Consider the following 22,935-nt stretch of genomic DNA (forward strand, 5'->3'; position numbering starts at 1 on the left):
CTCTTTCATACCCTTCGGTGCTGATAATATTCTGCCCATTGAACAAGGGCATTCAGGTGTGTTTGCCTGAAAGTAACATGGGGTCTGGCTTGACGCAGCATAGTGATAACGGTGGGAATATCATATTCAGGGTGCTGTTTTAGCAGCCATGCTGCCACGACCATTGCACTACGGGATAATCCGAGTGTGCAATGAACGAATACGCTTCCTTTTTCATGCAATTTGTCCAGTGCACAAACAGCAGATTGTAGCGCTTCCGGTGTCAACGGCAATAAATCGATTTGAGGTTGGCAAATATAATTTGCTGTATAAATATCCGGTTTTCTATGCCATTCCGCTGTCATATCCAAAACACTAACTGTTTTAGCTGATTTGATAATTGATTGATGTGGCAAACAACCAAGAATGATCCCTTCTGTAATTTGATTATATGGCGCACTTTTTTTCCGGAACCAGAGATAAGAGAGCCAGGCACCTAATTGATAGGGTGCCATTATCCAGCGTGCTGACGGTGACATCCGGCCATCTGATTGCTTTTGAAACACTGAACTGCCCAATCCGGCATAGCCGAGAGCAACCATCAATAATGATATTGCAGGCCACAACAAGACCCAGAAAATGTTACCTAGCCCAAATGCCACCAGAGCAAAAAACAGGCTGATTCCTGCATAATAGCCAAATAATTTTCTGGCATAGCTATCTTGACTTGGTTGCCAATGCCAATGGTGTGAAATAGGTAGCAGGTAACTAATCACAACACCCACAGTAAAACTGGTGATCACATCAATAAAATGATGCTGCCAAGTCGTGAAAACTGATAAAGCAATTAAGATAGACCAGATATGCAGCAGCACACGCCAATGGCCTTGAAGGTGTGCTGAATAACGCAGCCAGAGTAACCATAGCAGGATAATATGTAAGGAAGGAGCTTGATTATAGGGCAGATCAAACAGTCCCAGTTGCTTAAATAACCACCCAAAAATGCCTTCTGCCATAGAATGGGAAAACGACAATTTCACAGGAAATAGCAAAAATCCGGCGCAGGCAATCAGTGATGCCATCACTAATCGCCACCCGTGAAGCCATTGTTCACGGCGGCTGGTACAGATAAATAGTGATATCCCGTAAAATAAATGAATACTCCAGTAAGGAATAATCGTCCATGACCAGAAAGGAATGTCATGTTCCCAACTGAACACCATAACTTCCACATTGTCTCTTTGCGCGGTGAATGAATTGATCTGCCCATAAGTAATGAAAAAGAGTGGCGCGAGAAATAACAGCCAGATAACGGCTGTCAGCCACAAACGCTGACGACTATCATGCTGATCATTATGCGAGAGTTTTGTCGAGTTTCTCATCTATTTATTCTTATCATTATATTCTTATCATTAAATTTTCTTGGCGATTGATACAGTGAAAATTCCCCAGTCATCAGTTAATTGAAATTGTTTTTCAAAACCAGCCGCCTCTACCAGCGCATCCATTTCACCTTGGGTGCGTCGGCGCATGATCCACGGTTGATTTTCACGATGACTGGAAAGAACGCGGGCAATCATTTCAAGCTGTGGATGCCAGGGTTGTCCTGTATATATCAGATATCCATTTTCTGCGATGGCATCAGAAAGACTGCGCAAGGAGTTTCCGATTAATGTATTGTCGGAAAACAATTCATAAAGACCGGAAACAATGCCCAATGTTGGTGTTGGAGTGATGGATGTAATGCTTTCAGTATCAAAAGCGTCACCGATCACAAAACGGACTTTACCCGTGAGATTATGCTCTGCAATATAGGCTTGGCCTTGATTGACATTGAGTTCGCTATAATCCCTCAACAAAATGGAGTCGATTTTGCTGAAATCTTTGATTGCATCAAGGATATAGCGTCCATGTCCGGCGGCGATATCGACAATATTGGCAGGCATATTTTGTTGATGTAGATGGTGAATGGCCTGACGAATTAATGTTTCTATATTGCTTTTACGTTGCCGTATGCCGCGCCAACCAATGTTACCCCTGAGATACTGCTGATCCACTAACCGTCCCCAAATTCCCTGACCTTTTGGCTGGTTGCGATAGACATAATCCAGTGTGGAACCGGAATCAAAACCCGTTTCAAGACCGAGGAGAATACCTTCGGAAGCCTTGCCCCAGCGTGTATTCATCGCCTTACGCATCAATTTATAGCCAAGGTTTTTGGGACACAGGAGTGGTAATGGAAGAGTGAGCGCCCGAAATTCATCGGCTGTATGGCTCCAGATATCTTCATTGCTGTAATCATGTTGATAACGTGGGATAGCAAAAATTCGTCCAATAAAAGTACGTATTTTATCGAAAACTAAATGGCGATTTTTTTCGCCCAGCGTATCGTGATAGAACCCCTCCATAACATGTTTTTCTTTAATCGGGGTATTCAATCGTTGGTAAAACTGGTGTTGAGATTTATGGCTCACTACATAATCATTACCAGAAATAAATAGTTGTGTTGGCAATGTAATAGCGCTGGCATCTTTCACTACGCGCTCTGCGGTTTGATAAAGCTCCAACAGAATATTGACGGCAATTTTACGGGTAATCAGCGGATCACTGTCATAAGAAGCAATGCGGGCTTCATCGTGAGTCAGGAATTTCGCTTTTACATAGGAATTGACGAAAAAAACACCTCGTGCTTTTTGCATCAATTGCAACCCTTGTACCGCAAAAGGAAAGTATAATTTAATATCGAACGCGGGAGCAGCAAGTATCATGGTGCGGATTTTTGGCGCGTAATCATGTACCCAAGCAGAGACTAAAACTGCCCCGACACTCTGACCAATTACCACGATATTTTCCATTGCAATGCTGTATTGGGTGGCAATAAACCTGACAAATTCATCAACATCACGAATAGATGTACCCATTGATGGGCTATAACCACGTGTCCCTGCTGTTTTTCCATGCCCACGGGCATCCCAAGCGAACATTGGCACATCGGGAAGATTAAGTTCATCAACGATATGCTGGAGACGCCCTGAATGTTCATGACCACGGTGAAAAATAATAATGGCTCTTTCTGCTTTATCCTGCTCTTGTGGCCAATAACGATAAAACAGGGAAGCCTGATCTGATGCAATGAAATAATGTTCTTCGTCAACGCGTTGATTTAACGCTGGTTTTTTTGATGAATATGTCTTAAATGAATGTGTCTTTGATAAAAGCGTCATGGTAATGCCTTATTTAGATTGTGACTATTCAATTTATTTGACTTCATGCAATGCTTTGATAACGCGCTGGTAGCAAGTTATCAAGAGTAAAATGATCATGAAAGGAAACAAATAATGGCTCCAGCTCAAGGCTGAAGGGAAAAGCGCTATAACCAACCCGTAAGCACCAAAGACAAAAGCCCGGTCACTTTTTCCCATTGGACCGTCATAGCGCCGTGATGCGCCAAGAGTTTGTGTCAGAACGCCAATAAACTCGGTCAGGATAGCCAGAAATAAAATCACTAATAGGCTGATATCGCTGACATTAGGTAAAAAACAGAAAGGGAGGTAGAGTGAAACATCGGAAATCACATCTCCGAGTTCATTATAAATAGCTCCCAAATGAGATTGTTGATGATGTTCTCGTGCCAACATGCCATCAATTGCATTGAGTGCCATGCGGATAAATAGAAAAATAGGTAGTAGCCAATAGAAAGCGGCAGAAGAAAATAAACTTAGAAATGAACCAACAGCGATTGACAAAAACATTGCACTTAATGTGACTTGATTGGCAGTGATTCCATATTTGTGTAGAAAAGTGACGAGAGGGCGCAATAGGTTTTGGAACCGCGGTTTTAGATTGTAGATAGTCATCTTACCTTGAGTCCTTTATAGACTAAACTGCTTTTACTAATAAAATAAATAACAAAAAAGAGCAATCAAATAAAATAAATCTTGTTCGGATGAACAATAATTTATGATTTAAATCAAGCTATTATTAATTTTTCGTTTGTGATTATACCTTTCCACTGTTCAGTGACAGCCTTTCTGCCATGATACAGTTTAAAATCGATGACGGGACGATAATGAGTTTTATAAGTTTGATTGGATTGAACAATTAATATAAAGGAAATGGTAAATTGTCTAGGGCACAACGTTTGTTATCTCTTATGGAAATATTGCGTAGTTATCATTTTCCCGTACAGGGAAAGGTATTGGCTCACAAGTTGAATATCAGCTTAAGAACACTTTATAGGGATATTGCGACCTTACAGGCTCAAGGTGTAAGCATTGAGGGGGAAGCGGGTATAGGCTATGTGTTACGGCCGGGGTTTGTTTTACCCCCATTAATGCTAACGCAAAATGAAATAGAAGCCTTGGCATTAGGAGCCAGTTGGGTGGTCAAACGTGCCGATCCACAGCTAAAAGCATCGGCAAATAGCGCAATAAAAAAAATTGCGGCAGTGATCCCAACAGAACTAAAACAATATCTTGAGACGAACTCATTATTAATTGGGCCAGCGGCTACAAAGGTTCAAACTTCTGTTGATATCCCCCGGATACGGCAAGCGATTAGTCATAGGCATAAAATTACTTTTGCTTATTTAGATCTTAAAAGTAATCAATCAATGAGAACAATATGGCCCTTTGCGCTGGGATATTTTGAGAATATCAGTATTGTTATTGGATGGTGTGAATTAAGAAAAACATTTCGCCATTTCAGATCGGATAGAATGAGCGATTTAAAGATAGAACCACAGTGTTATCCCCGCTCAAGACAATCGTTGCTTAAAGAATGGCGAGAAACGGAAAAAATACCAAACTAACTACAATATAATCCATGAAAGGCCCATTAATAGAGTTGTCGAATATTTTCCTCTGTTTCATAACACAGAATAACTACTGACAAAAACTGTCACATCAGATTGCTACTCTGAGGCTCCTTAATGTTCTGAGTCAGCCATCAGGCTGTTGGAGTTTTATTATGTTGACCTTAACTTTTGCTACATCGGTAAATACAAAGCCATCTGAGATTTGGGCGCATTATATTGATTTTGATTTGCGGAAAAAATGGGAGATTGATCTCGAGTATTTTGAATTTGAAGGTGAAGTGAAAACGGGGCAATACGGCCGGATGGCATTAAGTGGTATGCCGGAAATTCGTTTCTATCTTGCAAACATTGAAGTCAATAAAGAGTTTACCGATCAGGTCAATCTGCCGCAGATGGGGATGTTAACTTTCTGCCACCAAATTTTGACCGACGAAAGTAACATGGCAAATTGCATTCAGGTAAGTGTTTCTTTTGAGCCTGAAGACAATATTTCTGATGCACAAGCCATAAGTTTTTTTAAGCAGGTGACACAAGATCTGGTTGAAACACTCTCAAGACTTAAGGCAGTAGTTAAAGAAAAAGATTTAATTGAAGGAACTGATTTAGTTGAAAAAAATGATGCAGAAAAATCCGTTTTTGTTAAACCTAATCTTCAATTGATTTATTCTTCTGATATCGAACGTTCTACGGCATTTTATACAACGATTTTCAACACAGAACCGGTTTTCTCCAGCCCACGTTATGTGGCGTTTAATGCAGGCAAAGAAGCCATTTTTGCTATTTGGAGTGGAGGTACGAAGCCAGATAACACAGTTCCACGGTTTTCAGAGATGGGTATTATGTTACCTTCTGGTGAAGCTGTTGATCAGCTCTTCGAAAAATGGCAACAGAATCCAAACATTGAAATCCAGCAGGAACCCTACACTGACGTCTTTGGTCGTACTTTCCTCGTGAAAGATCCTGATGGTCATATGATTCGAGTGTGTCCTTTGGATTAAGGAAAATGAAGGAGATAAAGTTTTATGTACGGTTTTAATCATCAAGATGGTCGTTACTTAGAAATGGATGGTGCTCATATTTATTATGAGATCCAAGGCAATGCCAATGGTTACCCACTTATTTTTCTGCATGGTGGCTTAAGTCATATTGAAACTTTTAACCATTTGTTAAGCGATCTTGGAAACACTTATCAACTTATTGGTATAGATAGCAGAGGGCAGGGAAAATCAACTTTGGGACAAAAAATCCTATCGTACAAATGCCTTCAACAAGATGTAGAAGCGATAGTCAGACATTTAAGGTTAGGGAAATGCAGTATTATTGGTCACAGCGATGGAGGTATAGTTGCGTTGCGATAAGGATAGTTTAGTATCGCTAACTCACTTAACTGAGTTAGCCAACCAAATCACTCATTCTAGTCTATTAAATATTCCTTTTACCGAGCACTCACCACATGAAGAAAAACCTGAATTATTGATGCCATTTTTGAAAGAATTTTTATCCCATTAATTTCAAGCGATTAAATTTATTATGCCTGAGATATATGATGATGTTTTCTTGGAAAGAAAACAGATTTTTTTCAGGCATATTTTTTTTGGGAAAATTGTTATGTTGAAAAGCATTGTCTTATTCTCCTAGGTATAAATACAAAAGTAATTGGTTTATCTTTGGTACTAATATAAATGATGGTCTATTTTTTAAACTATGAAAAACTTTATGTTTAACATCTTATGATTAATGCAAGAAGGATGAATGATATGTCAATTTTAGACATCATTAAAGGTACTCCTATCTGGGTTTGGGTTTTATTTGCTTTTCTAATTAAACGAGGTATCAATGCGTTATATGATCGGGAAATGCGTATTGAACGCCTGTTTTTTATGCCAATTTTGTTTTTCATATGGGCTGTTTACAGTGTATGGCATGAAACGACATTTTCAAATTTTGCCTTTTTAGCGCTTATTTTAGGGGTATTCGCGGGTGGTGGCATAGGATGGTACTTATGGCGTAATCAGCCAAGATTAAGAAAAAAAGATGAAAGTAACTTAATCATCCGTTCAGGAACACCTTTAACTCTGAGCCTTATTCTTATCGTCTTTATAGTTAAGTTTATTCTTTCTGCTATGATAAGTATTAATGCTGTTTTATTACATTCTTTAAACTTTAATTTAATGTTTGGTTTTTTATGTGGTTTATCAGATGGTGTTTTTTGGGGTGGAACACTTAATTTATTTATTCATTATTATAGGAATAAGAAAAAATTATAAGATTAATACAGTTTCATTAGTCGAATTGGGAAGGGCAAATATAGATAACGGTTATATCCACTTAACTTAAATCCATAGCGGATATAAAAACGACAGGCTATTTACCCACAGATTCTACAATAAATAACGCCATGATTTTTAGCGGCTAATTTTTTATTAGTGAAAAGTATCAGGGTTATCCAGTGCCGTTTGTTGTGATATTAAATCATCAGCAGGAATTTGAATGCAAAAAAGCCTGAACTCATGTTCAGGCTTTTTCGTCGAAAATGGCGGTGAGGGAGGGATTCGAACCCTCGATACGTTTTCACGTATACACACTTTCCAGGCGTGCTCCTTCAGCCTCTCGGACACCTCACCGAATTTTGTTTCTGGTGCATTCAATAAGAATACGTTACTGCAATATGTCTAACTATTTTGTTTAACCTGAATACTCTGGTTATTTGGTTAGACACTAAAAAAGCCTGAGCATTGTGTTCAGGCTCTTTCATAGAAAATGGCGGTGAGGGAGGGATTCGAACCCTCGATACGTTTTCACGTATACACACTTTCCAGGCGTGCTCCTTCAGCCTCTCGGACACCTCACCATATTTTGTTGTTGCAGTGGTTTTTTCAGTTCATCGCTACAACGGGGCGCTACTATAGGGAAAAGAGTGGTAAGCGTCAACAGGCTTATGAGGATTTTTTCAGGCTTTTTGACTGATTAGACAAATAAAAAACAATTTGAGTGCTTGGCAAGCAATTACGATAGCAAAAGTTCTCTTTTTGCAACGAGTCATGACAAATTTGTTAACCAGATAACATTATCAATATTTTCATTCCTGTCTTCTTATCGGAGGCTTGCAACCTTTCAGCAATAAGTTAACCCTATTAGAAAAACAAAAAGGAATGAGATTTTATGAACATCATTTTTTTTCACCCTTCCTTTAATTTTAATTCTGATGAATGGATTCAGGGAATACAAACTAGATTACCTGAGGCTAACGTTCGTCAATGGGTTAGTGGTGATAATGCTCCTGCTGATTATGCTTTAGTTTGGTTGCCTCCCTATGAAATGTTAGCCAATCGTCAGGATATAAAAGGGATATTTTCACTCGGTGCTGGTGTGGATGCCATCCTTAAACAAGAATTGGAAAATCCGGGGACGTTACCAAAGGGGATTCCACTAATACGCCTTGAAGATACAGGCATGGCGCGGCAAATGCAGGAGTACGCACTTTCTTCTGTTTTACACTATTTCCGCCGCATGGATGAATATAAACAATACCAAGAACAACGTCTTTGGAATCCCGTGCCGCCCCACAATCGAAAGGAATTTGTCATTGGTGTTTTGGGAGCAGGGGTTTTAGGGTGTAGTGTGATTGAAAAATTGAATGAATTTGATTTTACTGTTCGCTGCTGGAGCCGAACGCCAAAACAAATTGATCATGTCGAGAGCTTTTACGGGAAAGGGCAGCTAGGTGATTTTCTTTCTGAATGTAAGGTGTTGATTAATATCCTGCCAGATACACCAGAAACTCGTGGCATCTTAAATCTTTCATTATTCAAACAGCTAAAGACTGGCTCATATGTGATCAATATTGCACGAGGTGCGCAACTCGTAGAGCAAGATTTACTGATTGCCATTGATAAAGGTTATGTTGTTGGTGCGACTCTTGATGTATTTGTTGAAGAACCATTATCAAGTTTTCATCCTTTCTGGACTCATCCGCGCATTAATATCACTCCACATATCGCGGCAAATACGATCCCTGATCAAGCTATAGATGTGATTTGTGAAAATATCCGGCGAATGGAAAAAGGTGAGTTACCCACTGGTCTCGTTGATATGACTCTTGGTTATTAATAAGTAGCTTTACAGCAAGGTAGGCGATTAGGGACAATAACAACATCCATTATTTAGGTAAGTTATTGGGTTGGATTAAATCATGAACGAATTTTCTATAGTTTGCCGCATATTAGGAACATTGTTTAACCGAGCACCACAAGATCCTGTTCTGCAACCTGTGATTGCTATGATTGCTGGGGGAAAATTGAAACAAGCATGGCCTTTGGAACAGGATGAATTGTTGGATAGGTTACAGCAAAACAGTGAGTTATCGGTGATTGAAGCCGATTATCATGCTTTGTTTACCGGAGAGTCTGCGAACGTGGCAGTCTGCCGTTCTGATTATACCGATAAGAATGAAAGCGAAATACGTGAGTTTTTAGTGGAGCGAGGCATGCCTTTGTCTAATACTCCTGCTGATCAGTTTGGCTCCTTATTGTTGGCTGCATCGTGGTTGGAAGATCAGGCCGCAGAAGATGAAGTTCAGGCCCAGATTGCGTTGTTTGATGAGTATTTGTTACCTTGGTGCGGGCAATTTCTTGGTAAAGTTGAAGCTCATGCAACCAGCGGTTTTTATCGAACTCTGGCGATTGTTGCCCGCGAAGCATTGCAGGCGTTACGTGAAGAATTGGAGCCTGAGTGACAACGTCACGTTATTTTGTTTGTGTTTAAAAATAAGGGCAGGTAATTAAATAACCTGCCCTTATTATTTTATTGGTAATAAAAATTATTTTTTCTTAACTAAATCAATAACCAATATACCAGGTTTAACTTCCAATCCTTTGGCTAGTTTTGAAGCAGCAGCTTCAGTTTTGCTTTTGTCTTGGCTCAAAACATAAACCGGATTAGCATCAAAGAACCCACTCAAAGAAGCCTTCAAATGAGGGAGCAGTGTCTTAATTGATGTGGCAGCTGATTCTGGTGTAGTTTTGTCGTTGACGATTTCTAGCTCCTTAAGGAAAATAGCGCCTTTTCCTGCATCAAATACTGGTTTAGCTCTAATGATCAATTTCATATCAGCATGAGCTGAACCCAGCGAAGTCACTAATTGAACTTTGGCTGAAGTTGATAATTCAATTTTTTTCGGATCAAGGCGACCAATCTGACTGGTTAAATTTCCCAGTGTGACATCGGCTTTGGCTAGGTTGGGTAGGCCAATTTGCTTTTGATAATGAACTGTTTTCGATAAATAATCATTGAGCTGGCTTTCATTGATACTGGTTGCCTTGAATTGATCACAGCCGCTGATTAATCCAACTAGTATCAATACTGCCCCTAAAAAAAATTTTTTCATGTTGTCTCCTCTTAATTTTCAACGAGCAGATTTTACACTATTTATGAAGTGATAAGTTCAATGGATGATTAACGTTTGTCAATATTAATGTTTATCAATAATGATAGGTTCAATCTTTTTCTGATTGAATTGGCGATGAAGAGCATAAATAGTGATTAAGCCCACCAACCCCAGTAAAAGCCATGGTAGTTGCGGCATATTTAAAGCCCGGCCTGTATCATAGAGCCATCCACCGCCGGTATAACCCAATGCGCCCCCCAATGCCAGCCCCAGTCGGCTGAAACCCATGTAACTGCCACGTGCGCGTGGATCGGTCAGTGAAGCACTCAGTGTTTCACGTGCAGGATCTGCGGTCACTAAGCCCAAATAAAACAGGCAAATTAGGCTAAATAGAAGGTGCAATTGATTAATCCAACCAATTGGGAACATACATATACTCATTAAAAACAGACCTGCCATTAGTCGTTGTTCCTGTCGGAAATGTTTCTCACTCCAACGTGCAATAGGATACAGCAGAGTCAGGGAAATCGCGGCCTCAATGGCATACATCCACTTAACAGCAGTATGTGAGCCGGAAATTTCATGGATAATGATGGGGAACATCAACATGACTTGTACAGACAGAACAAAGTAACCCGTCAATGTCAGCACGTAGTAAAAGAACCGACGATCTTTAATAACGCGTCCTATACCTTCTTTGATCGGTGTTCGGCTGGTTGAAATGCGGTAAGCAGGCAGAAGCCATGCGTTAATGAATGCTGCCAGTACAAAAATAGCTGAACCAATCCAGCAAACGATATTGAAATTGTATTGCAATAACCAGCTTCCTATCAGTGCACCGACTACAGCTCCGGCGCTGTCTTGCATTAATAAAAGTGAATAAAAACGCCCTCGTTCATGGGGACGGGTTAATTTAATGACCAGTGCAGCCCTTGGGGGATCAAATAATGTTCCGCCTAATCCAGACAGAATGCAGGAAAGGAATAATATCCAAGGCTCAGATGCCAGAGCCATCAGGGCGAAACCCATCGCACGAAGTAACATTCCCGTAACGATCATCGGCTTGACACCGAACCTATCTGCAATCGCGCCACCCAAAATGCCCAGTCCTTGTTGTACAAGTTGCCGCAAGCCCAGAGCGAAACCGACAATAATGGCAGCCCAGCCAAGTTGCTCGACGAAACGAATGGAAATTAAGGGAAAAACAACAAAAAATCCTAAAACAACTAATAAATTATCGAGCAAAAGAAAATATTTACCCAAGCTACGCGCTTGTGAAACTAATGACATTTTGCACCATCGAAATATGAAAAAAACAAATGTGAATTTTTTGTTATTTTGGACTTAATTTAAGTATTAAGGTAGAGGGAATATAGATGATATTTTTTTATCGTCGGAGATGATAAAAAATTCTGTAAGCGTTAAATTACTTAAAAATTTTTCGAGGTAAATATCAGGAGAAAACATGTTTGGTTATCGTTCTACATCTCCCAAGATTCGCTTTATTACGGATAGAATGGTTGTTCGTATGGTGTATGAACGGGATGCTTATAGACTGGCTGAATATTATGCAGAGAATAAAAATTTTCTTAAGCCGTGGGAACCGACAAGGGATGGTAGTTTTTATCAACCTTCTGGATGGACAAATAGGTTGAGTTATATTGCGGAATTGCAACGGCAGGGAGCTACATTTAATTTTTTGCTATTGGATTCGAATGAAAATGAAGTGATGGGGGTTGCTAATTTCACTAATGTTGTGCGAGGAGCGTTTTATTCTTGTTACCTTGGTTATTCTTTGGGAGAAAAATGGCAGAGGCAAGGGCTAATGTATGAAGCGTTGCAACCAGCAATCCGTTATATGCAGCGTCACCAGAAAATGCACCGAATTATGGCTAATTACATGCCACATAATCATCGCAGTGGGAATTTACTTAAGAAGCTCGGTTTTGAACGGGAAGGTTACGCCAAGAATTATTTAATGATTGATGGAGTTTGGCAAGATCATGTGCTGACATCCTTGATTGATGATTTATGGGGTAATGTGAGTTTATGAGTTGATAGCAATATTTTGTTTAAGGTGATGATCGAGAGCATAAAAATGTGTGGGACACTTATGCGGTAAGCGCCTTTGTCATGAAACCAGTCGAGTACATGCTGGGATTCAGGGTACAAGTTAAATTGCAGATCCCTGAGATTATCGGCACCATCCGATAAGAAAGTAATTTGTTGATTAGCCTGCATACTCAGTGAAGATAACTGGGCTATTAGTTTTCTTCTGGGGTGATTTTCCAGACACTGCACAAAACCAAAACGTTTGGTTGGGACATTAGCCGCGAATGATTTTCCGGCGATGATTTCAAAATGGTGTTTTCTGTCGTCCCGGTTTCTGACGTAGTCCCCATCGATGCCCACTGTCATTGGTTTTCCCGGTTTGAGTAATTTTTCCCATTCTCTGGGAGCGCCGGGAAGAAAATCAGGCAGTCCATCTAATTCGGCCTCTTGTCTTTTGGCGGTCTGACAGAGGTGATTTCTGATTGTAGCAGCATTACAACGCTCACCCATCGGCAGAATATCTTTGAGCAGATTGGCCATCAGCCCATAAGACATCAGTGAAGCCATCGGGTTTCTATATACTTAAGTTCCGGGTGAGTATGCGCATCACACCAGTTATTGAGCAAGCTAACGGTTTGGGTTGAATTTTTCTCACAAGCACACCCGTAAACCCGAAATCCCTCCACAGGGATGATGCCAAACAAGGTTCGATATTGGATTTTCTGTTTGCCTTTTATCCGACGGTTTCGCTGGCAGCAAGGACAAGCACGATGTTCATCCAGGTATTCAGATGCCTGTTTCTGGATCACCGATTGCTGGATAGCCTTCAGGAGTAATTTGGATTCAGACAGGGAAAGCCTAATGTCATTTGGGGTATCGTTCTGTTTTTCTATCGTGAATAGTTTCTCAGTATGGCTATGACCTGATTTATCGACCACCGCTATTTGGATCGTGAATTGTATGATACTGTCCTCCCGGGGCTGTGATTACTGTATATCCCCGTTTTTTAGCCGGTGACGCAATTTATAATATGTAGAAACACCTAATCCCACATTATCGCAGGCCAGCTTTAATTTTATCCCTTTAGGGATACCGATCACCCCTATCCGCTACAGCCATATCACAATCGGCTCCAGTTCAGGTGAATCAAGATTAAATTTATGTAATTGGCTGTTAACCTTTGGACGGTTAAATCTGACAGCATCAAGAGCATCAATCAATGGACGAATCTCTCTGACTGTTGCCGTTTCATCGGTATGAATAATCGCGTTAAGCAATGCCAGTGTCTTAGCGTTTTCATCAGCTAACGTCGCTCCGGGCATTCTATTCCCGGCCAAACAAAAAGGGGACTTCAGGTCAGAATTACCGAGAATAGCTTCAATACGGATGTCGTGAAGCCAGTTCTCGAAAAAGTTGTACTCGTTAGGTAAAACGGTCACCGGCATCAAATTCAAAGTCATCAAGCGTAATTTTGTAGGGGTTATCAAAAAAAATAATATCTTGTAAAATCATTTGGTTGTATGTAGATTGTTCACAATTCTTTTCAACTTTGGAATGAATGGAACTCATTGATATACAATAACATTATCTTGATTTTTTGGCTTAATGCTTTTATATCTCTTATGTTCATTTCATAAAAATCAATTTTAGAAAATACCATGAATTTACTGAAATCACTGGCAGCGGTTAGCTCAATGACGATGTTCTCCCGCGTTCTGGGCTTTATTCGTGATGCCATCATTGCTCGTATATTTGGTGCTGGCATGACAACGGATGCCTTTTTCGTTGCCTTCAAACTACCTAATTTACTGCGCCGTATTTTTGCTGAGGGCGCTTTTTCACAAGCATTTGTTCCTATTCTTGCTGAATATAAAAATCAGCAGGGAGATGAAGCGACACGTACCTTTATTGCGTATGTCTCAGGGATGCTGACGCTGATTTTGGCGGTAGTCACGGTGATAGGTGTGATTGCTGCACCTTGGATTATCTATGTGACAGCGCCGGGTTTTACAGATACACCGGATAAGTTTGCCTTAACGAGTAATCTGCTCAGAATTACGTTCCCCTACATTTTTTTGATATCTTTGGCTTCCTTGGCGGGAGCGGTGCTAAACACATGGAATCGCTTTTCTGTACCCGCCTTTGCCCCCACATTGCTTAATATCAGCATGATCGTCTTTTCGCTGTTTGTAGCACCTTATTGTAATCCACCAGTGATGGCACTGGGTTGGGCTGTGATTGCCGGTGGTATTTTGCAATTGGTTTATCAGCTTCCTCACCTGAAAAAAATAGGTATGTTGGTGTTGCCGCGGGTTTCTTTCCGTGACAGTGGTGTATGGCGGGTTATACGGCAAATGGGGCCTGCTATTTTTGGGGTTTCAGTCAGTCAGGTTTCATTGATCATTAATACTATTTTCGCCTCGTTTTTGGTTTCTGGCTCAGTGTCATGGATGTATTATGCTGATCGTTTAATGGAGTTGCCTTCGGGGGTATTGGGGGTGGCATTAGGAACAATCCTGCTGCCTTCACTGGCAAAAAGTTTTTCCAGTGGAAATCACGAGGAATACAGGCGATTAATGGATTGGGGATTGCGCCTTTGTTTTTTGTTGGCTTTGCCTTGTGCGGTCGCGTTAGGGATTCTGGCGAAACCATTGACAGTGTCACTTTTTCAATACGGTAATTTTTCTACTTTTGATGCAGAAATGACGCAAAGGGCATTGATCGCTTACTGCTTTGGTTTAATGGGATTGATTGTGGTTAAAATCCTCGCTCCGGGTTTTTACGCTCGTCAGGATATTAAAACGCCCGTTAAGATTGCAATTGCGACGTTGATTTTAACTCAGTTAATGAATCTTGTTTTTATTGGCCCATTGAAACATGCGGGTTTGGCGCTTTCTATCGGTTTGGCTGCCTGCTTCAATGCCAGTATGCTTTATTGGCAATTGCGTAAGCGTGAGATCTTTAAGCCATTAGCAGGATGGGGCGTATTCCTGCTGAAATTGGTCGTGGCAATTGCGGTAATGGTCGGGGTGTTACTGGCAATGTTGTGGGTAATGCCGGCTTGGGAGCAGGGCAATATGGCATTGCGCCTGCTACGGTTAATGGGAGTTGTCATTGCGGGCGCCGGTAGTTATTTTGCTGCATTGGCTTTGATGGGTTTCCGATTGAAGGATTTCGCTCATCGGGGATTATAGTAATCATAAATACTTTTAAATGAACCGCTCAATTATTTATTGGGCGGTATTATTTTAAATTAGTACGATAGGTATGGACGATCTGCTCATGGATAAAATGTTCAAATATTATTGTGGGATCATGAAGTTCAGTTTTCATTTTAATCTCTCTATAAATTTCAAGTTAATTAAATGTTATAATAGTCTTGTTTATTATAGTTGTACAATTTATTAATTGTGTCAATATTAAGCTTTATGAAGTTCTCCTTGTGCTATTTTTTGTAAAGTTGATATATTATTTTTGGTTGGAGTAAAATTTGCTAAATATATAATATTTTTTTGTTTGTCATGTATTATTCTATTATTTATTGAGATTTTTTGTCAGTGTGATTTTTTAACAAAAATATTTTATTTAATAATTTAATTGTCAGAATAGGAGAAATAGAAAAAACTGACATGAAGAATAATATCACGCCAGTTTTGGGAACAATAATTACATCCGTTCTACCGTCTGGATACCCAAAGTATCTAGACCTTGCTTCAAAGTCTTCGCTGTCAGTAGTGCCAATTTCAGGCGGCTCTGACGCAGTTCTTCATTATCAGCACTTAAGATCGGGCAATGTTCATAGAAGCCGGAGAACAGGCCTGCCAAATCATACAGGTAAGAACACATTACATGAGGTGTTCCTTCACGAGCTACGGTGGTGATAGTTTCTTCAAATTGCAGCAAACGAGTTGCCAGAGCCTGTTCACGTTCTTCGTTTAGAATAACTGGCAGTTTCAGGCTGTTTTCATCAATTTCTGCACGCTTGAAGATAGAATTTACACGGGTATAAGCATATTGCATATAAGGTGCGGTGTTACCTTCAAAAGCGAGCATGTTATCCCAGTCAAATACGTAGTCGGTAGTACGGCTTTTGGAAAGATCCGCGTATTTCACTGCACCGATACCTACAGCGTTGACGACTTTTTTCAGTTCGTCTTCTGGCATATCCGGGTTTTTCTCGCGGATTAGGGCATCTGCGCGTTCAATGGCCTCATCCAATAAATCAGACAATCTTACTGTACCACCTGCACGGGTTTTGAATGGCTTGCCATCTTTGCCCAACATCATGCCGAACATATGATGCTCAAGTGACATGGACCCAGGAATGTAACCGGCTTTGCGTACTATTGCCCAAGCTTGCATCAGGTGTTGGTGCTGGCGTGAATCGATGTAGTAAAGAACACGGTCTGCATGCAGGACTTCATGGCGGTATTTGGCACAAGCGATATCGGTGGTGGTATAAAGATAACCACCATCTTTTTTCTGGATGATAACACCCATCGGTTCGCCTTCTTTGTTCTTGTACTCATCAAGGTAAACCACGATAGCGCCATCACTCTCAACGGCAAGCCCACGTTGTTTTAGATCTGCAACAACGCCGGACAGCATATTGTTATACAGGCTTTCACCCATGACATCTTTTTCTGTCAGAGTCACATTCAGGCGACCATAGGTTTCCTGATTCTGCGACATGGTGATATCAACCAGTTTACGCCACATGGTACGGCAGTATTCATCACCACCTTGCAGTTTTACTACGTAACTACGGGCGCGAACGGCAAATTCTTCATCTTCATCGTAAGTTTTCTTCGCTTCACGGTAGAAGGCTTCCAAATCCGCTAATGCCATGTCACTGGCATCTTCGTTCTGAACTTTTTCCAGATAAGCAATCAGCATTCCGAACTGAGTTCCCCAGTCACCAACGTGATTGGCCCGGATGACTTTGTGGCCCAGAAATTCGAGGGTACGGACAGCTGCATCGCCAATAATTGTGGAGCGAATGTGCCCAATATGCATTTGTTTTGCAACGTTCGGTGCGGAATAGTCGACAACGATGGTTTGTGGTTCTACCGGAGTGATGCCCAGTTTTTCATCTTTCAGCGCAGTTTCGATATTGGTAGCAATCCAGGCTTTATCCAGAAAAATATTGATAAAACCGGGGCCAGCGATCTCAACTTTGCTGGCAATTCCTTGTAGACTCAGCAAACTGACGACTTTTTCTGCCAATTGTCGGGGGGGCATGCCCACTTTTTTAGCTGCCGCCATGACACCGTTCGCTTGGTAGTCACCAAACTGAGCTTTTGCAGATTGACGAACGTGAGCTTCACTGTCAGCTGGAGCACCAGCCGCAATCAGCGCATGACTGATTTTTTCTGAAAGAATTGCCTGAATATTCACCGTGTTACCTTAGGTTACGCACAAAAGCCCCTGCATTTGAACTATGCAAATAAAAACGATGCAAATAAAAACGATGCAGATACTTTCAAGCGAGTGAGTTATGAGAAAATAACGGGTTTTATACCATATTCAGCGTCCTGCATGCTACCATCAGCCACCGCTGGTAGTATGACTTTTTGTTTTCAGCTCGTCTTTCAGGCGATTCTTCGCCATTTTGGTTAAAATCAGCCGGATTTTAGCGTAAGGGCGGAAAATGATTTTGATAGCTTTTTGATATAGTTTTTTGATGGGGAAGCGGCGATGACACACTTTTCAACAATTTCTGAATTACAGAATTTATCGGTTGATTTATTGAAGTTTGAACAAAAATTAAAGCTGTTTGGTGACCATCTTGGCTTAAATTTTGCGCAATATTCAGCAGATCACATTTCCTTGCGTTGTAATGAAACGGCAATAGCTGATCGCTGGCATCAAGGTTTTTTGCAATGTGGTCAATTGATGTCTGAAAACATGATTAATGGTCGTCCTATCTGCTTATTTGAGTTAGAGGAGCCAATAGCATTACTTGGCTGGCAAATTGATTGTGTCGAGTTACCTTATCCGGGTAAAAAGCAATATGTACACGAAGGCTGGGAGCATGTCGAATTGGTTCTGCCTGTGCCACCAGAACAACTTGTACACGAAGCTTATAAGTTATTGCCTGATCCGTTGCCCGATATTTATCGCACAAAAGAAAGTCACCCGAAAAGTAATAATGAAAGGTTACCAAACTCAACGTTAGCAGTAACAAATGGTGAACTTACAATCAAATTTCACTCTTTTCCTCTCAAAGAGATCATCAAAAGTGAGGCCTGGTCGGCAAAAATAACTTTTTCTTTATGCGGGCTTAGCAAAAAATTCTAACCTTGTGACCTCCAATAAAATATTAAATAAAATTAATTGCCATAGTTAATAGGTTCATTAATGAAATATTTTAGGGACATATAAATGGAGCAGTGAGAGTTTATATCCGAGGAGGTCTTTGAATGATAAAGCTGGAAATTTGCTGTTATAGCATAAATTGTGCTTTGGTTGCACAAAAGGCGGGAGCTGATCGCATTGAATTGAGCGCAAGCCCGTCGGAAGGTGGGGTAACACCTAGCTTCGGGGCGTTGCAGCACGCACTACAGCGTTTATCAATTCCAGTGCATCCCATTGTACGGCCGAGAGGGGGAGATTTCTGCTACAGCAATACTGATTTCGAAGTGATGAAAGATGATGTTGCTCGTATCCGTGATATGGGATTCCCCGGGGTAGTTTTTGGCGTTTTAAACGAAGAAGGCCATATTGATCGGCTTCGCATGAGACAATTGATGTCATTGTCAGGAAATATGGAAGTTACTTTTCATCGCGCATTTGATATGTGTTTCAATCCACATGTTGCTTTGGAGCAACTGACAGAGTTAGGTGTACAGCGTATTTTAACTTCTGGCCAGCAACAAAATGCTGAGTTGGGATTACCTCTGTTAAAAGAGCTGTTACAGGCTAGCCAAAGGCCGATTATCATGCCGGGTGCTGGTGTCAGGATGAGCAATATCAGTAAGTTTCTGGAAATTGGGATAACGGAAGTTCATAGTTCAGCAGGCAAGACGGCGCCTTCTTCCATGAGATATCGAAAAGCAGGTGTCACGATGAGTTCTGACGACAGTGATATAGATGAATATGCTCACTACTGTGTTGATGGTCAGCTGGTTGAATCAATGAAGGGAGTGATTAGCCTGGTTCAACGGAAAAAATAGACCCCAAGCTGTAGCGCAGCGACAAAAGCGTGAATCCCAGTCATATAGTTAATTATATGACTGGGAGAAGACAGCCAACAAAGTAGCAATTTGAAAAATGAAGAGTATGAAGTTATGGCTTGCGGGCAATAAGGACGGCTCGTAGTGGTGCAGGGTAGCCTTCTATCGTTTTATTGTGATCGTTTGGATCAAGAAAATCGACCAATGATTCAGTCTTCATCCATTCTGTCTGGCGTTGTTCATCCAGTGTCGTGACCGCATGATCGACAATTCGGACGTCAATAAAACCACATTTCTCCAACCAAACTTTCAGCATTTTGGCAGACGGAATAAAGTAGACATTCCGCATTTGTGCATAACGTTCACCCGGCATGAGACATTGATGCTCATCACCTTCAATCACCAAACTCTCCAAAACTAATTCGCCGCCAGAGACCAGCTGGTTTTTCAGTTGCCATAAATGGTCGAGGGGAGAGCGGCGATGGTAAAGCACGCCCATTGAGAACACTGTATCAAAGGCTTTTAGTTCTGGTAATTGTTCAATGCCCAGAGGCAGAAGATGAGCACGTTGATCATTGCCCAATAATTTCTTGACGGCCTCAAATTGGCAAAGGAAAAGCTGAGTTGGATCAATGCCCACCACTAAATCAGCCCCTTCACCAACCATGCGCCACATGTGGTAACCACTGCCACAACCGACATCAAGTACGGTTCTGCCTTCTAAAGACGAAATATGGGGAAGGACGCGATCCCACTTCCAGTCAGAACGCCATTCGGTATCAATCTCCACGCCATACAACGAAAAAGGCCCTTTACGCCATGGCATCAATAACTTCAGAATATTTTGAATACAGGCTTTTTCACCGTTTGAAAGTTCCGGCTCATGATTCGCGATGATGCCATTTTTCAGGTTAAGCTGAGTAGGATGAATCTCAGGCAGATTCTCCAGAATCTTTAACCATGAACTGAACTGACCATGCAATGATGCTTTCTGCCAATGGCTTAATTGTACAGGCAGGCTTTCCAACCAGTGACTTAAGTGTTTTTTGGCGATCAATTGATAAAAGTTACCGAAATCGATCATTGTTCAGTTCCTTTTATTGCCAGTAATGAGCCAAAGTTAAAGCATTGGAACCAGACTTCAACGTGCGGGAATCCTGCTCTTTTGAGCCGTGATTTATGGGTTTCAACAGAATCTGTTCGCATAACATTTTCGAGCATACTGCGTTTCTGGCTGATTTCCAGCTCGCTGTAACCATTGGCTCGCTTGAAATCATAGTGCATGTTGAATAACAACTCACCAATTTGATCATCTTCAAAATTGAATTTTTCAGACAAAACCAAAACACCTCCGGGTTTTAAACCGGCATAGATTTTATCCAGCATTTTCTGGCGATCATCAGGGTGCAAGAACTGTAATGTGAAATTCAGAACTACCATTGATGCATTTTGAATGTCGGTATCAAGAACATTCTGTTCGATGATTTCAACGGGGATACTGGCTTTGAAAGCGTCGATATGGCGGCGGCAGCGCTCGATCATTGCTGGTGAATTATCGATGGCAATAATGCGGCAACCATTTGTACGACGGCCAGTATTACTGTCTTCGGCATTATTATTTTCGGCACTAATGGCTCGGCGGATTGACAGTGTGGCTGCACCAAGGGAGCAACCGAGATCATAAATTTGACTGTTTGGCGTTACAAAACGTTCTGCCAGCATACCTATCATGGAAATGATATTGGAGTAACCGGGAATTGAACGTTTCACCATATCAGGAAAAACTTCGGCAACACATTCATCGAAACTCCAGTCACCTAAATTGGCAATTGGGGCAGAGAACAGGCTGTCCCGTTGATTATGAGGTTCTTGATTTGACATAACAGCATTGATTTTGGAAACAATAAGAAGGGGTTATTCTAACAGAATGAAGGAAAAGGCAGAAAGGGATAATCAATAGATAACCCCTCGGTGGCAGTATACCGCTGAGGGTATGATGGAATTTTATGATGTCAGGGTATCATAAATAGGGTGAACTATTTACTTATATACGGGGCAAATTTATATATAGAAAGAAAAAATTTGCTCCCACGGTAAATAGTAAATATTAGTGATAATCATTATTAGCATTGATATGTAAGTTGCAGCCATTCCCATACGCCGCCAGCGTATTTCTCGATGGCGCAAGCCAAAGTAGTGTAGTACTCTGCCTGACAGTAACACCAACCCACAAATGTGCAGCATCCAAACGGGAGCTCCATTCATCTCCATCATGATCAATAACAACATTGAGATTGGAATGTATTCAACGGCATTACCATGAACCCTAATGGCTGTTTGCAATTCATAAAAACCGCCATCGCCATAGGTTACCCGATATTGCGTTCTCAACTTGACTACATCTAGAGACAGCTTAATTAACAGTAGTGCGCCCAGTACTATATAAAGCGAGCTAACCATTTTTAACTCCATTGCCTAATCCAAAAACGGCCAAATGATGATAAACCTCAAAAAGAAAACTGTCGCTATAAATCATAGTATTTAATAATAAATCCTATGAATGTTATCGGGTAGCAAAAAATTGTCTTGTTAAGAAAGAGGTTATGGCCTTATCTCCGGTCAGAATTTCCAGTATAATGACAGCCTTTTTTGCAATTCTTTTTTAAAAAAATACTTTTAATTAGTCATCCTTAATCATTGACAGTCACACGCAGTCATAGATTTTTATATAATACATTGATCTTTAAATTAATTATGTTTGATTTTTGTTTTGTGTAATCAGCAATAGTCACAGGTATTCACTTAGTGTCATGAGAAAAGTGTACATTGTCGTGTACATGAACTACATTAAAAGCTGTGTTATTTTTCGAGGAAAGTGATATGGCAATTACTGATTCATGGCTGCGATCCATTAACGGCAAACCCCAAGAAAAAATCACCACCAAGTCAGATAGAGATGGTCTGTCTGTTCGTATTACCCCCAAAGGAAAAATTATATTCCAATTTAGATATCGTTGGAACGGTAAAGGAGATCGAATCGACATAGGAACCTATCCAGCAACTGGTTTAAAGGATGCCCGTGACTCGGTGATTTTTTATCGTGGGGAACTGGAACAACACCGCAACCCTAAAATAGTCAAACGCGTTCGCAAGGAGTCCGTATTAAGTGCGGTGACTGTAGAGAGGCTTATACGGGACTGGTGGAAAACAACGATGCAAGGTTCAAAAGTTAGGGCGGATGACATTTTGCGCTCTTTTGAGATTTACGTTTTCCCCAAAATAGGGCAATTACCTCATGATGAGGTAACGTTCCATGTTTGGCTTTCCTTAATTGAAGACGTTGCCAAAGAAGTACCATCAATTGGTAATCGTATATTAACATACTCCAAAAAAGCGCATAAGTGGGCCGTTCGGCGAGTGTTGTGGTCAACAAAAATTGGTCACTGGCTTAGCGTTTTTCCAAAATAATCGTTCTGACTCATTGGGCGTTAACCCATTGTTATACCAGTGAGGACGAAGCTGGCTGT

At 40.9% G+C, this 22,935-nt stretch carries 21 protein-coding genes, 2 tRNA genes and 1 pseudogene; 11 read left to right on the forward strand and 13 right to left on the reverse strand.

Annotated elements, in window-relative coordinates:
- Positions 1-5: 5 nt before the first annotated feature.
- The 3 genes from PSI23_RS11670 to PSI23_RS11680 are packed head-to-tail and all read right to left on the reverse strand — an operon-like array spanning position 6 to position 3,836.
- On the reverse strand, positions 6-1,361 hold the full coding sequence (locus PSI23_RS11670) for a dual specificity protein phosphatase family protein (RefSeq protein ID WP_273555251.1): 1,356 nt from the start codon (positions 1,359-1,361) through the stop codon (positions 6-8).
- A 30-nt stretch (positions 1,362-1,391) separates the two neighbouring features.
- Positions 1,392-3,203, reverse strand: a complete 1,812-nt coding sequence (locus PSI23_RS11675) for a bifunctional alpha/beta hydrolase/class I SAM-dependent methyltransferase (RefSeq protein WP_273555252.1) — start codon at positions 3,201-3,203, stop codon at positions 1,392-1,394.
- A 33-nt stretch (positions 3,204-3,236) separates the two neighbouring features.
- The gene (locus PSI23_RS11680) at positions 3,237-3,836 is read right to left on the reverse strand and encodes a CDP-alcohol phosphatidyltransferase family protein (protein ID WP_273555253.1); all 600 of its coding nucleotides are present in this window, start codon (positions 3,834-3,836) and stop codon (positions 3,237-3,239) included.
- A 266-nt stretch (positions 3,837-4,102) separates the two neighbouring features.
- On the opposite strand from PSI23_RS11680, the gene PSI23_RS11685 reads away from it, so the two are divergent.
- The 4 genes from PSI23_RS11685 to PSI23_RS11700 all read left to right on the forward strand — a co-directional run bounded on the left by PSI23_RS11685 (position 4,103) and on the right by PSI23_RS11700 (position 7,062).
- A complete protein-coding gene (locus tag PSI23_RS11685; protein WP_273555254.1) occupies positions 4,103-4,789 on the forward strand; it encodes a helix-turn-helix transcriptional regulator in 687 nt (228 codons plus the stop codon).
- Positions 4,790-4,947: 158 nt separating this feature from the next.
- The gene (locus PSI23_RS11690; RefSeq protein WP_273555255.1) at positions 4,948-5,793 is read left to right on the forward strand and encodes a VOC family protein; all 846 of its coding nucleotides are present in this window, start codon (positions 4,948-4,950) and stop codon (positions 5,791-5,793) included.
- A 24-nt stretch (positions 5,794-5,817) separates the two neighbouring features.
- Entirely contained in the window at positions 5,818-6,153 is a 336-nt protein-coding gene (locus PSI23_RS11695) for an alpha/beta fold hydrolase (RefSeq protein ID WP_273555256.1), read from the forward strand.
- 399 nt (positions 6,154-6,552) lie between these two features.
- Complete coding sequence (locus tag PSI23_RS11700) at positions 6,553-7,062, forward strand: DUF6622 family protein (RefSeq protein ID WP_273555257.1); 510 nt, start codon at positions 6,553-6,555, stop codon at positions 7,060-7,062.
- Positions 7,063-7,329: 267 nt separating this feature from the next.
- Here PSI23_RS11700 and PSI23_RS11705 read toward each other — a convergent pair.
- Positions 7,330-7,419, reverse strand: a tRNA-Ser gene (locus PSI23_RS11705).
- 137 nt (positions 7,420-7,556) lie between these two features.
- Positions 7,557-7,646: transfer RNA gene (locus PSI23_RS11710), tRNA-Ser, on the reverse strand.
- A gap of 311 nt (positions 7,647-7,957) precedes the next feature.
- Here PSI23_RS11710 and ghrA point away from each other — a divergent pair.
- Together ghrA and PSI23_RS11720 are read left to right on the forward strand one after the other, a co-directional pair.
- Positions 7,958-8,905 (forward strand): glyoxylate/hydroxypyruvate reductase GhrA, encoded by a 948-nt coding sequence (ghrA, locus tag PSI23_RS11715; RefSeq protein ID WP_273555258.1) that lies wholly within the window; start codon positions 7,958-7,960, stop codon positions 8,903-8,905.
- A gap of 82 nt (positions 8,906-8,987) precedes the next feature.
- Positions 8,988-9,530, forward strand: coding sequence for a TorD/DmsD family molecular chaperone (locus PSI23_RS11720; RefSeq protein WP_273555259.1), 543 nt, complete (start codon positions 8,988-8,990; stop codon positions 9,528-9,530).
- Between the two features lie 84 nt (positions 9,531-9,614).
- Here the strand turns inward: PSI23_RS11720 and PSI23_RS11725 are convergent, their stop codons facing one another.
- Positions 9,615-10,181 carry a lipoprotein gene (locus PSI23_RS11725; protein WP_273555260.1) on the reverse strand — a complete coding sequence of 189 codons (567 nt, stop codon included), beginning with the start codon at positions 10,179-10,181 and terminating at the stop codon, positions 9,615-9,617.
- An 84-nt stretch (positions 10,182-10,265) separates the two neighbouring features.
- Complete coding sequence (gene mdtH, locus PSI23_RS11730) at positions 10,266-11,471, reverse strand: multidrug efflux MFS transporter MdtH (protein WP_273555261.1); 1,206 nt, start codon at positions 11,469-11,471, stop codon at positions 10,266-10,268.
- Positions 11,472-11,646: 175 nt separating this feature from the next.
- Here mdtH and rimJ point away from each other — a divergent pair, with 175 nt between their 5' ends.
- Positions 11,647-12,234 (forward strand): ribosomal protein S5-alanine N-acetyltransferase, encoded by a 588-nt coding sequence (gene rimJ / locus PSI23_RS11735; RefSeq protein WP_273555262.1) that lies wholly within the window; start codon positions 11,647-11,649, stop codon positions 12,232-12,234.
- 80 nt (positions 12,235-12,314) lie between these two features.
- On the opposite strand, the pseudogene PSI23_RS11740 reads toward rimJ, so the two are convergent.
- Both PSI23_RS11740 and PSI23_RS11745 read right to left on the reverse strand, forming a co-directional pair.
- Positions 12,315-13,195: pseudogene (locus PSI23_RS11740) on the reverse strand (ISKra4 family transposase); the annotation flags it as partial.
- Between the two features lie 147 nt (positions 13,196-13,342).
- Complete coding sequence (locus tag PSI23_RS11745; protein ID WP_273555263.1) at positions 13,343-13,720, reverse strand: IS1096 element passenger TnpR family protein; 378 nt, start codon at positions 13,718-13,720, stop codon at positions 13,343-13,345.
- A 171-nt stretch (positions 13,721-13,891) separates the two neighbouring features.
- On the opposite strand from PSI23_RS11745, the gene murJ reads away from it, so the two are divergent.
- Positions 13,892-15,427 carry a murein biosynthesis integral membrane protein MurJ gene (murJ, locus tag PSI23_RS11750; RefSeq protein WP_273555264.1) on the forward strand — a complete coding sequence of 512 codons (1,536 nt, stop codon included), beginning with the start codon at positions 13,892-13,894 and terminating at the stop codon, positions 15,425-15,427.
- 472 nt (positions 15,428-15,899) lie between these two features.
- On the opposite strand, the gene argS is transcribed toward murJ, so the two are convergent.
- Positions 15,900-17,630 carry an arginine--tRNA ligase gene (gene argS, locus PSI23_RS11755; protein WP_273555265.1) on the reverse strand — a complete coding sequence of 577 codons (1,731 nt, stop codon included), beginning with the start codon at positions 17,628-17,630 and terminating at the stop codon, positions 15,900-15,902.
- A 300-nt stretch (positions 17,631-17,930) separates the two neighbouring features.
- On the opposite strand from argS, the gene PSI23_RS11760 reads away from it, so the two are divergent.
- Both PSI23_RS11760 and cutC read left to right on the forward strand, forming a co-directional pair.
- A complete protein-coding gene (locus PSI23_RS11760; RefSeq protein ID WP_273555266.1) occupies positions 17,931-18,533 on the forward strand; it encodes a VOC family protein in 603 nt (200 codons plus the stop codon).
- Positions 18,534-18,655: 122 nt separating this feature from the next.
- Positions 18,656-19,408, forward strand: a complete 753-nt coding sequence (cutC, locus tag PSI23_RS11765; protein WP_273555267.1) for a copper homeostasis protein CutC — start codon at positions 18,656-18,658, stop codon at positions 19,406-19,408.
- A gap of 112 nt (positions 19,409-19,520) precedes the next feature.
- Here cutC and cmoB read toward each other — a convergent pair whose 3' ends face one another.
- The 3 genes from cmoB to PSI23_RS11780 all read right to left on the reverse strand — a co-directional run bounded on the left by cmoB (position 19,521) and on the right by PSI23_RS11780 (position 21,868).
- A complete protein-coding gene (cmoB, locus tag PSI23_RS11770) occupies positions 19,521-20,492 on the reverse strand; it encodes a tRNA 5-methoxyuridine(34)/uridine 5-oxyacetic acid(34) synthase CmoB (protein WP_273555268.1) in 972 nt (323 codons plus the stop codon).
- On the reverse strand, positions 20,489-21,289 hold the full coding sequence (gene cmoA / locus PSI23_RS11775; protein ID WP_273555269.1) for a carboxy-S-adenosyl-L-methionine synthase CmoA: 801 nt from the start codon (positions 21,287-21,289) through the stop codon (positions 20,489-20,491). Before cmoA ends, cmoB begins: the two co-directional genes overlap by 4 nt.
- A gap of 180 nt (positions 21,290-21,469) precedes the next feature.
- On the reverse strand, positions 21,470-21,868 hold the full coding sequence (locus PSI23_RS11780) for an MAPEG family protein (protein WP_273555270.1): 399 nt from the start codon (positions 21,866-21,868) through the stop codon (positions 21,470-21,472).
- Between the two features lie 420 nt (positions 21,869-22,288).
- Between PSI23_RS11780 and PSI23_RS11785 the strand changes: the two genes are divergently transcribed.
- Positions 22,289-22,876 carry a tyrosine-type recombinase/integrase gene (locus PSI23_RS11785; RefSeq protein ID WP_273555271.1) on the forward strand — a complete coding sequence of 196 codons (588 nt, stop codon included), beginning with the start codon at positions 22,289-22,291 and terminating at the stop codon, positions 22,874-22,876.
- Positions 22,877-22,935: the final 59 nt, after the last annotated feature.

The sequence above is a fragment of the Xenorhabdus yunnanensis genome (assembly GCF_028598805.1).
Classification (GTDB): Bacteria; Pseudomonadota; Gammaproteobacteria; order Enterobacterales; family Enterobacteriaceae; genus Xenorhabdus; species Xenorhabdus yunnanensis.

What these genes read in the sequence shown, in the direction of transcription:
- PSI23_RS11670 (WP_273555251.1), bottom strand. Translation starts at nt 1,361, where the DNA reads ATGAGAAACTCGACAAAACTCTCGCATAATGATCAGCATGATAGTCGT.
- PSI23_RS11675 (WP_273555252.1), bottom strand. Translation starts at nt 3,203, where the DNA reads ATGACGCTTTTATCAAAGACACATTCATTTAAGACATATTCATCAAAA.
- PSI23_RS11680 (WP_273555253.1), bottom strand. Translation starts at nt 3,836, where the DNA reads ATGACTATCTACAATCTAAAACCGCGGTTCCAAAACCTATTGCGCCCT.
- PSI23_RS11690 (WP_273555255.1), top strand. Translation starts at nt 4,948, where the DNA reads ATGTTGACCTTAACTTTTGCTACATCGGTAAATACAAAGCCATCTGAG.
- PSI23_RS11695 (WP_273555256.1), top strand. Translation starts at nt 5,818, where the DNA reads ATGTACGGTTTTAATCATCAAGATGGTCGTTACTTAGAAATGGATGGT.
- PSI23_RS11700 (WP_273555257.1), top strand. Translation starts at nt 6,553, where the DNA reads ATGTCAATTTTAGACATCATTAAAGGTACTCCTATCTGGGTTTGGGTT.
- ghrA (WP_273555258.1), top strand. Translation starts at nt 7,958, where the DNA reads ATGAACATCATTTTTTTTCACCCTTCCTTTAATTTTAATTCTGATGAA.
- PSI23_RS11720 (WP_273555259.1), top strand. Translation starts at nt 8,988, where the DNA reads ATGAACGAATTTTCTATAGTTTGCCGCATATTAGGAACATTGTTTAAC.
- PSI23_RS11725 (WP_273555260.1), bottom strand. Translation starts at nt 10,181, where the DNA reads ATGAAAAAATTTTTTTTAGGGGCAGTATTGATACTAGTTGGATTAATC.
- mdtH (WP_273555261.1), bottom strand. Translation starts at nt 11,471, where the DNA reads ATGTCATTAGTTTCACAAGCGCGTAGCTTGGGTAAATATTTTCTTTTG.
- rimJ (WP_273555262.1), top strand. Translation starts at nt 11,647, where the DNA reads ATGTTTGGTTATCGTTCTACATCTCCCAAGATTCGCTTTATTACGGAT.
- murJ (WP_273555264.1), top strand. Translation starts at nt 13,892, where the DNA reads ATGAATTTACTGAAATCACTGGCAGCGGTTAGCTCAATGACGATGTTC.
- PSI23_RS11760 (WP_273555266.1), top strand. Translation starts at nt 17,931, where the DNA reads ATGACACACTTTTCAACAATTTCTGAATTACAGAATTTATCGGTTGAT.
- cutC (WP_273555267.1), top strand. Translation starts at nt 18,656, where the DNA reads ATGATAAAGCTGGAAATTTGCTGTTATAGCATAAATTGTGCTTTGGTT.
- cmoB (WP_273555268.1), bottom strand. Translation starts at nt 20,492, where the DNA reads ATGATCGATTTCGGTAACTTTTATCAATTGATCGCCAAAAAACACTTA.
- cmoA (WP_273555269.1), bottom strand. Translation starts at nt 21,289, where the DNA reads ATGTCAAATCAAGAACCTCATAATCAACGGGACAGCCTGTTCTCTGCC.
- PSI23_RS11780 (WP_273555270.1), bottom strand. Translation starts at nt 21,868, where the DNA reads ATGGTTAGCTCGCTTTATATAGTACTGGGCGCACTACTGTTAATTAAG.
- PSI23_RS11785 (WP_273555271.1), top strand. Translation starts at nt 22,289, where the DNA reads ATGGCAATTACTGATTCATGGCTGCGATCCATTAACGGCAAACCCCAA.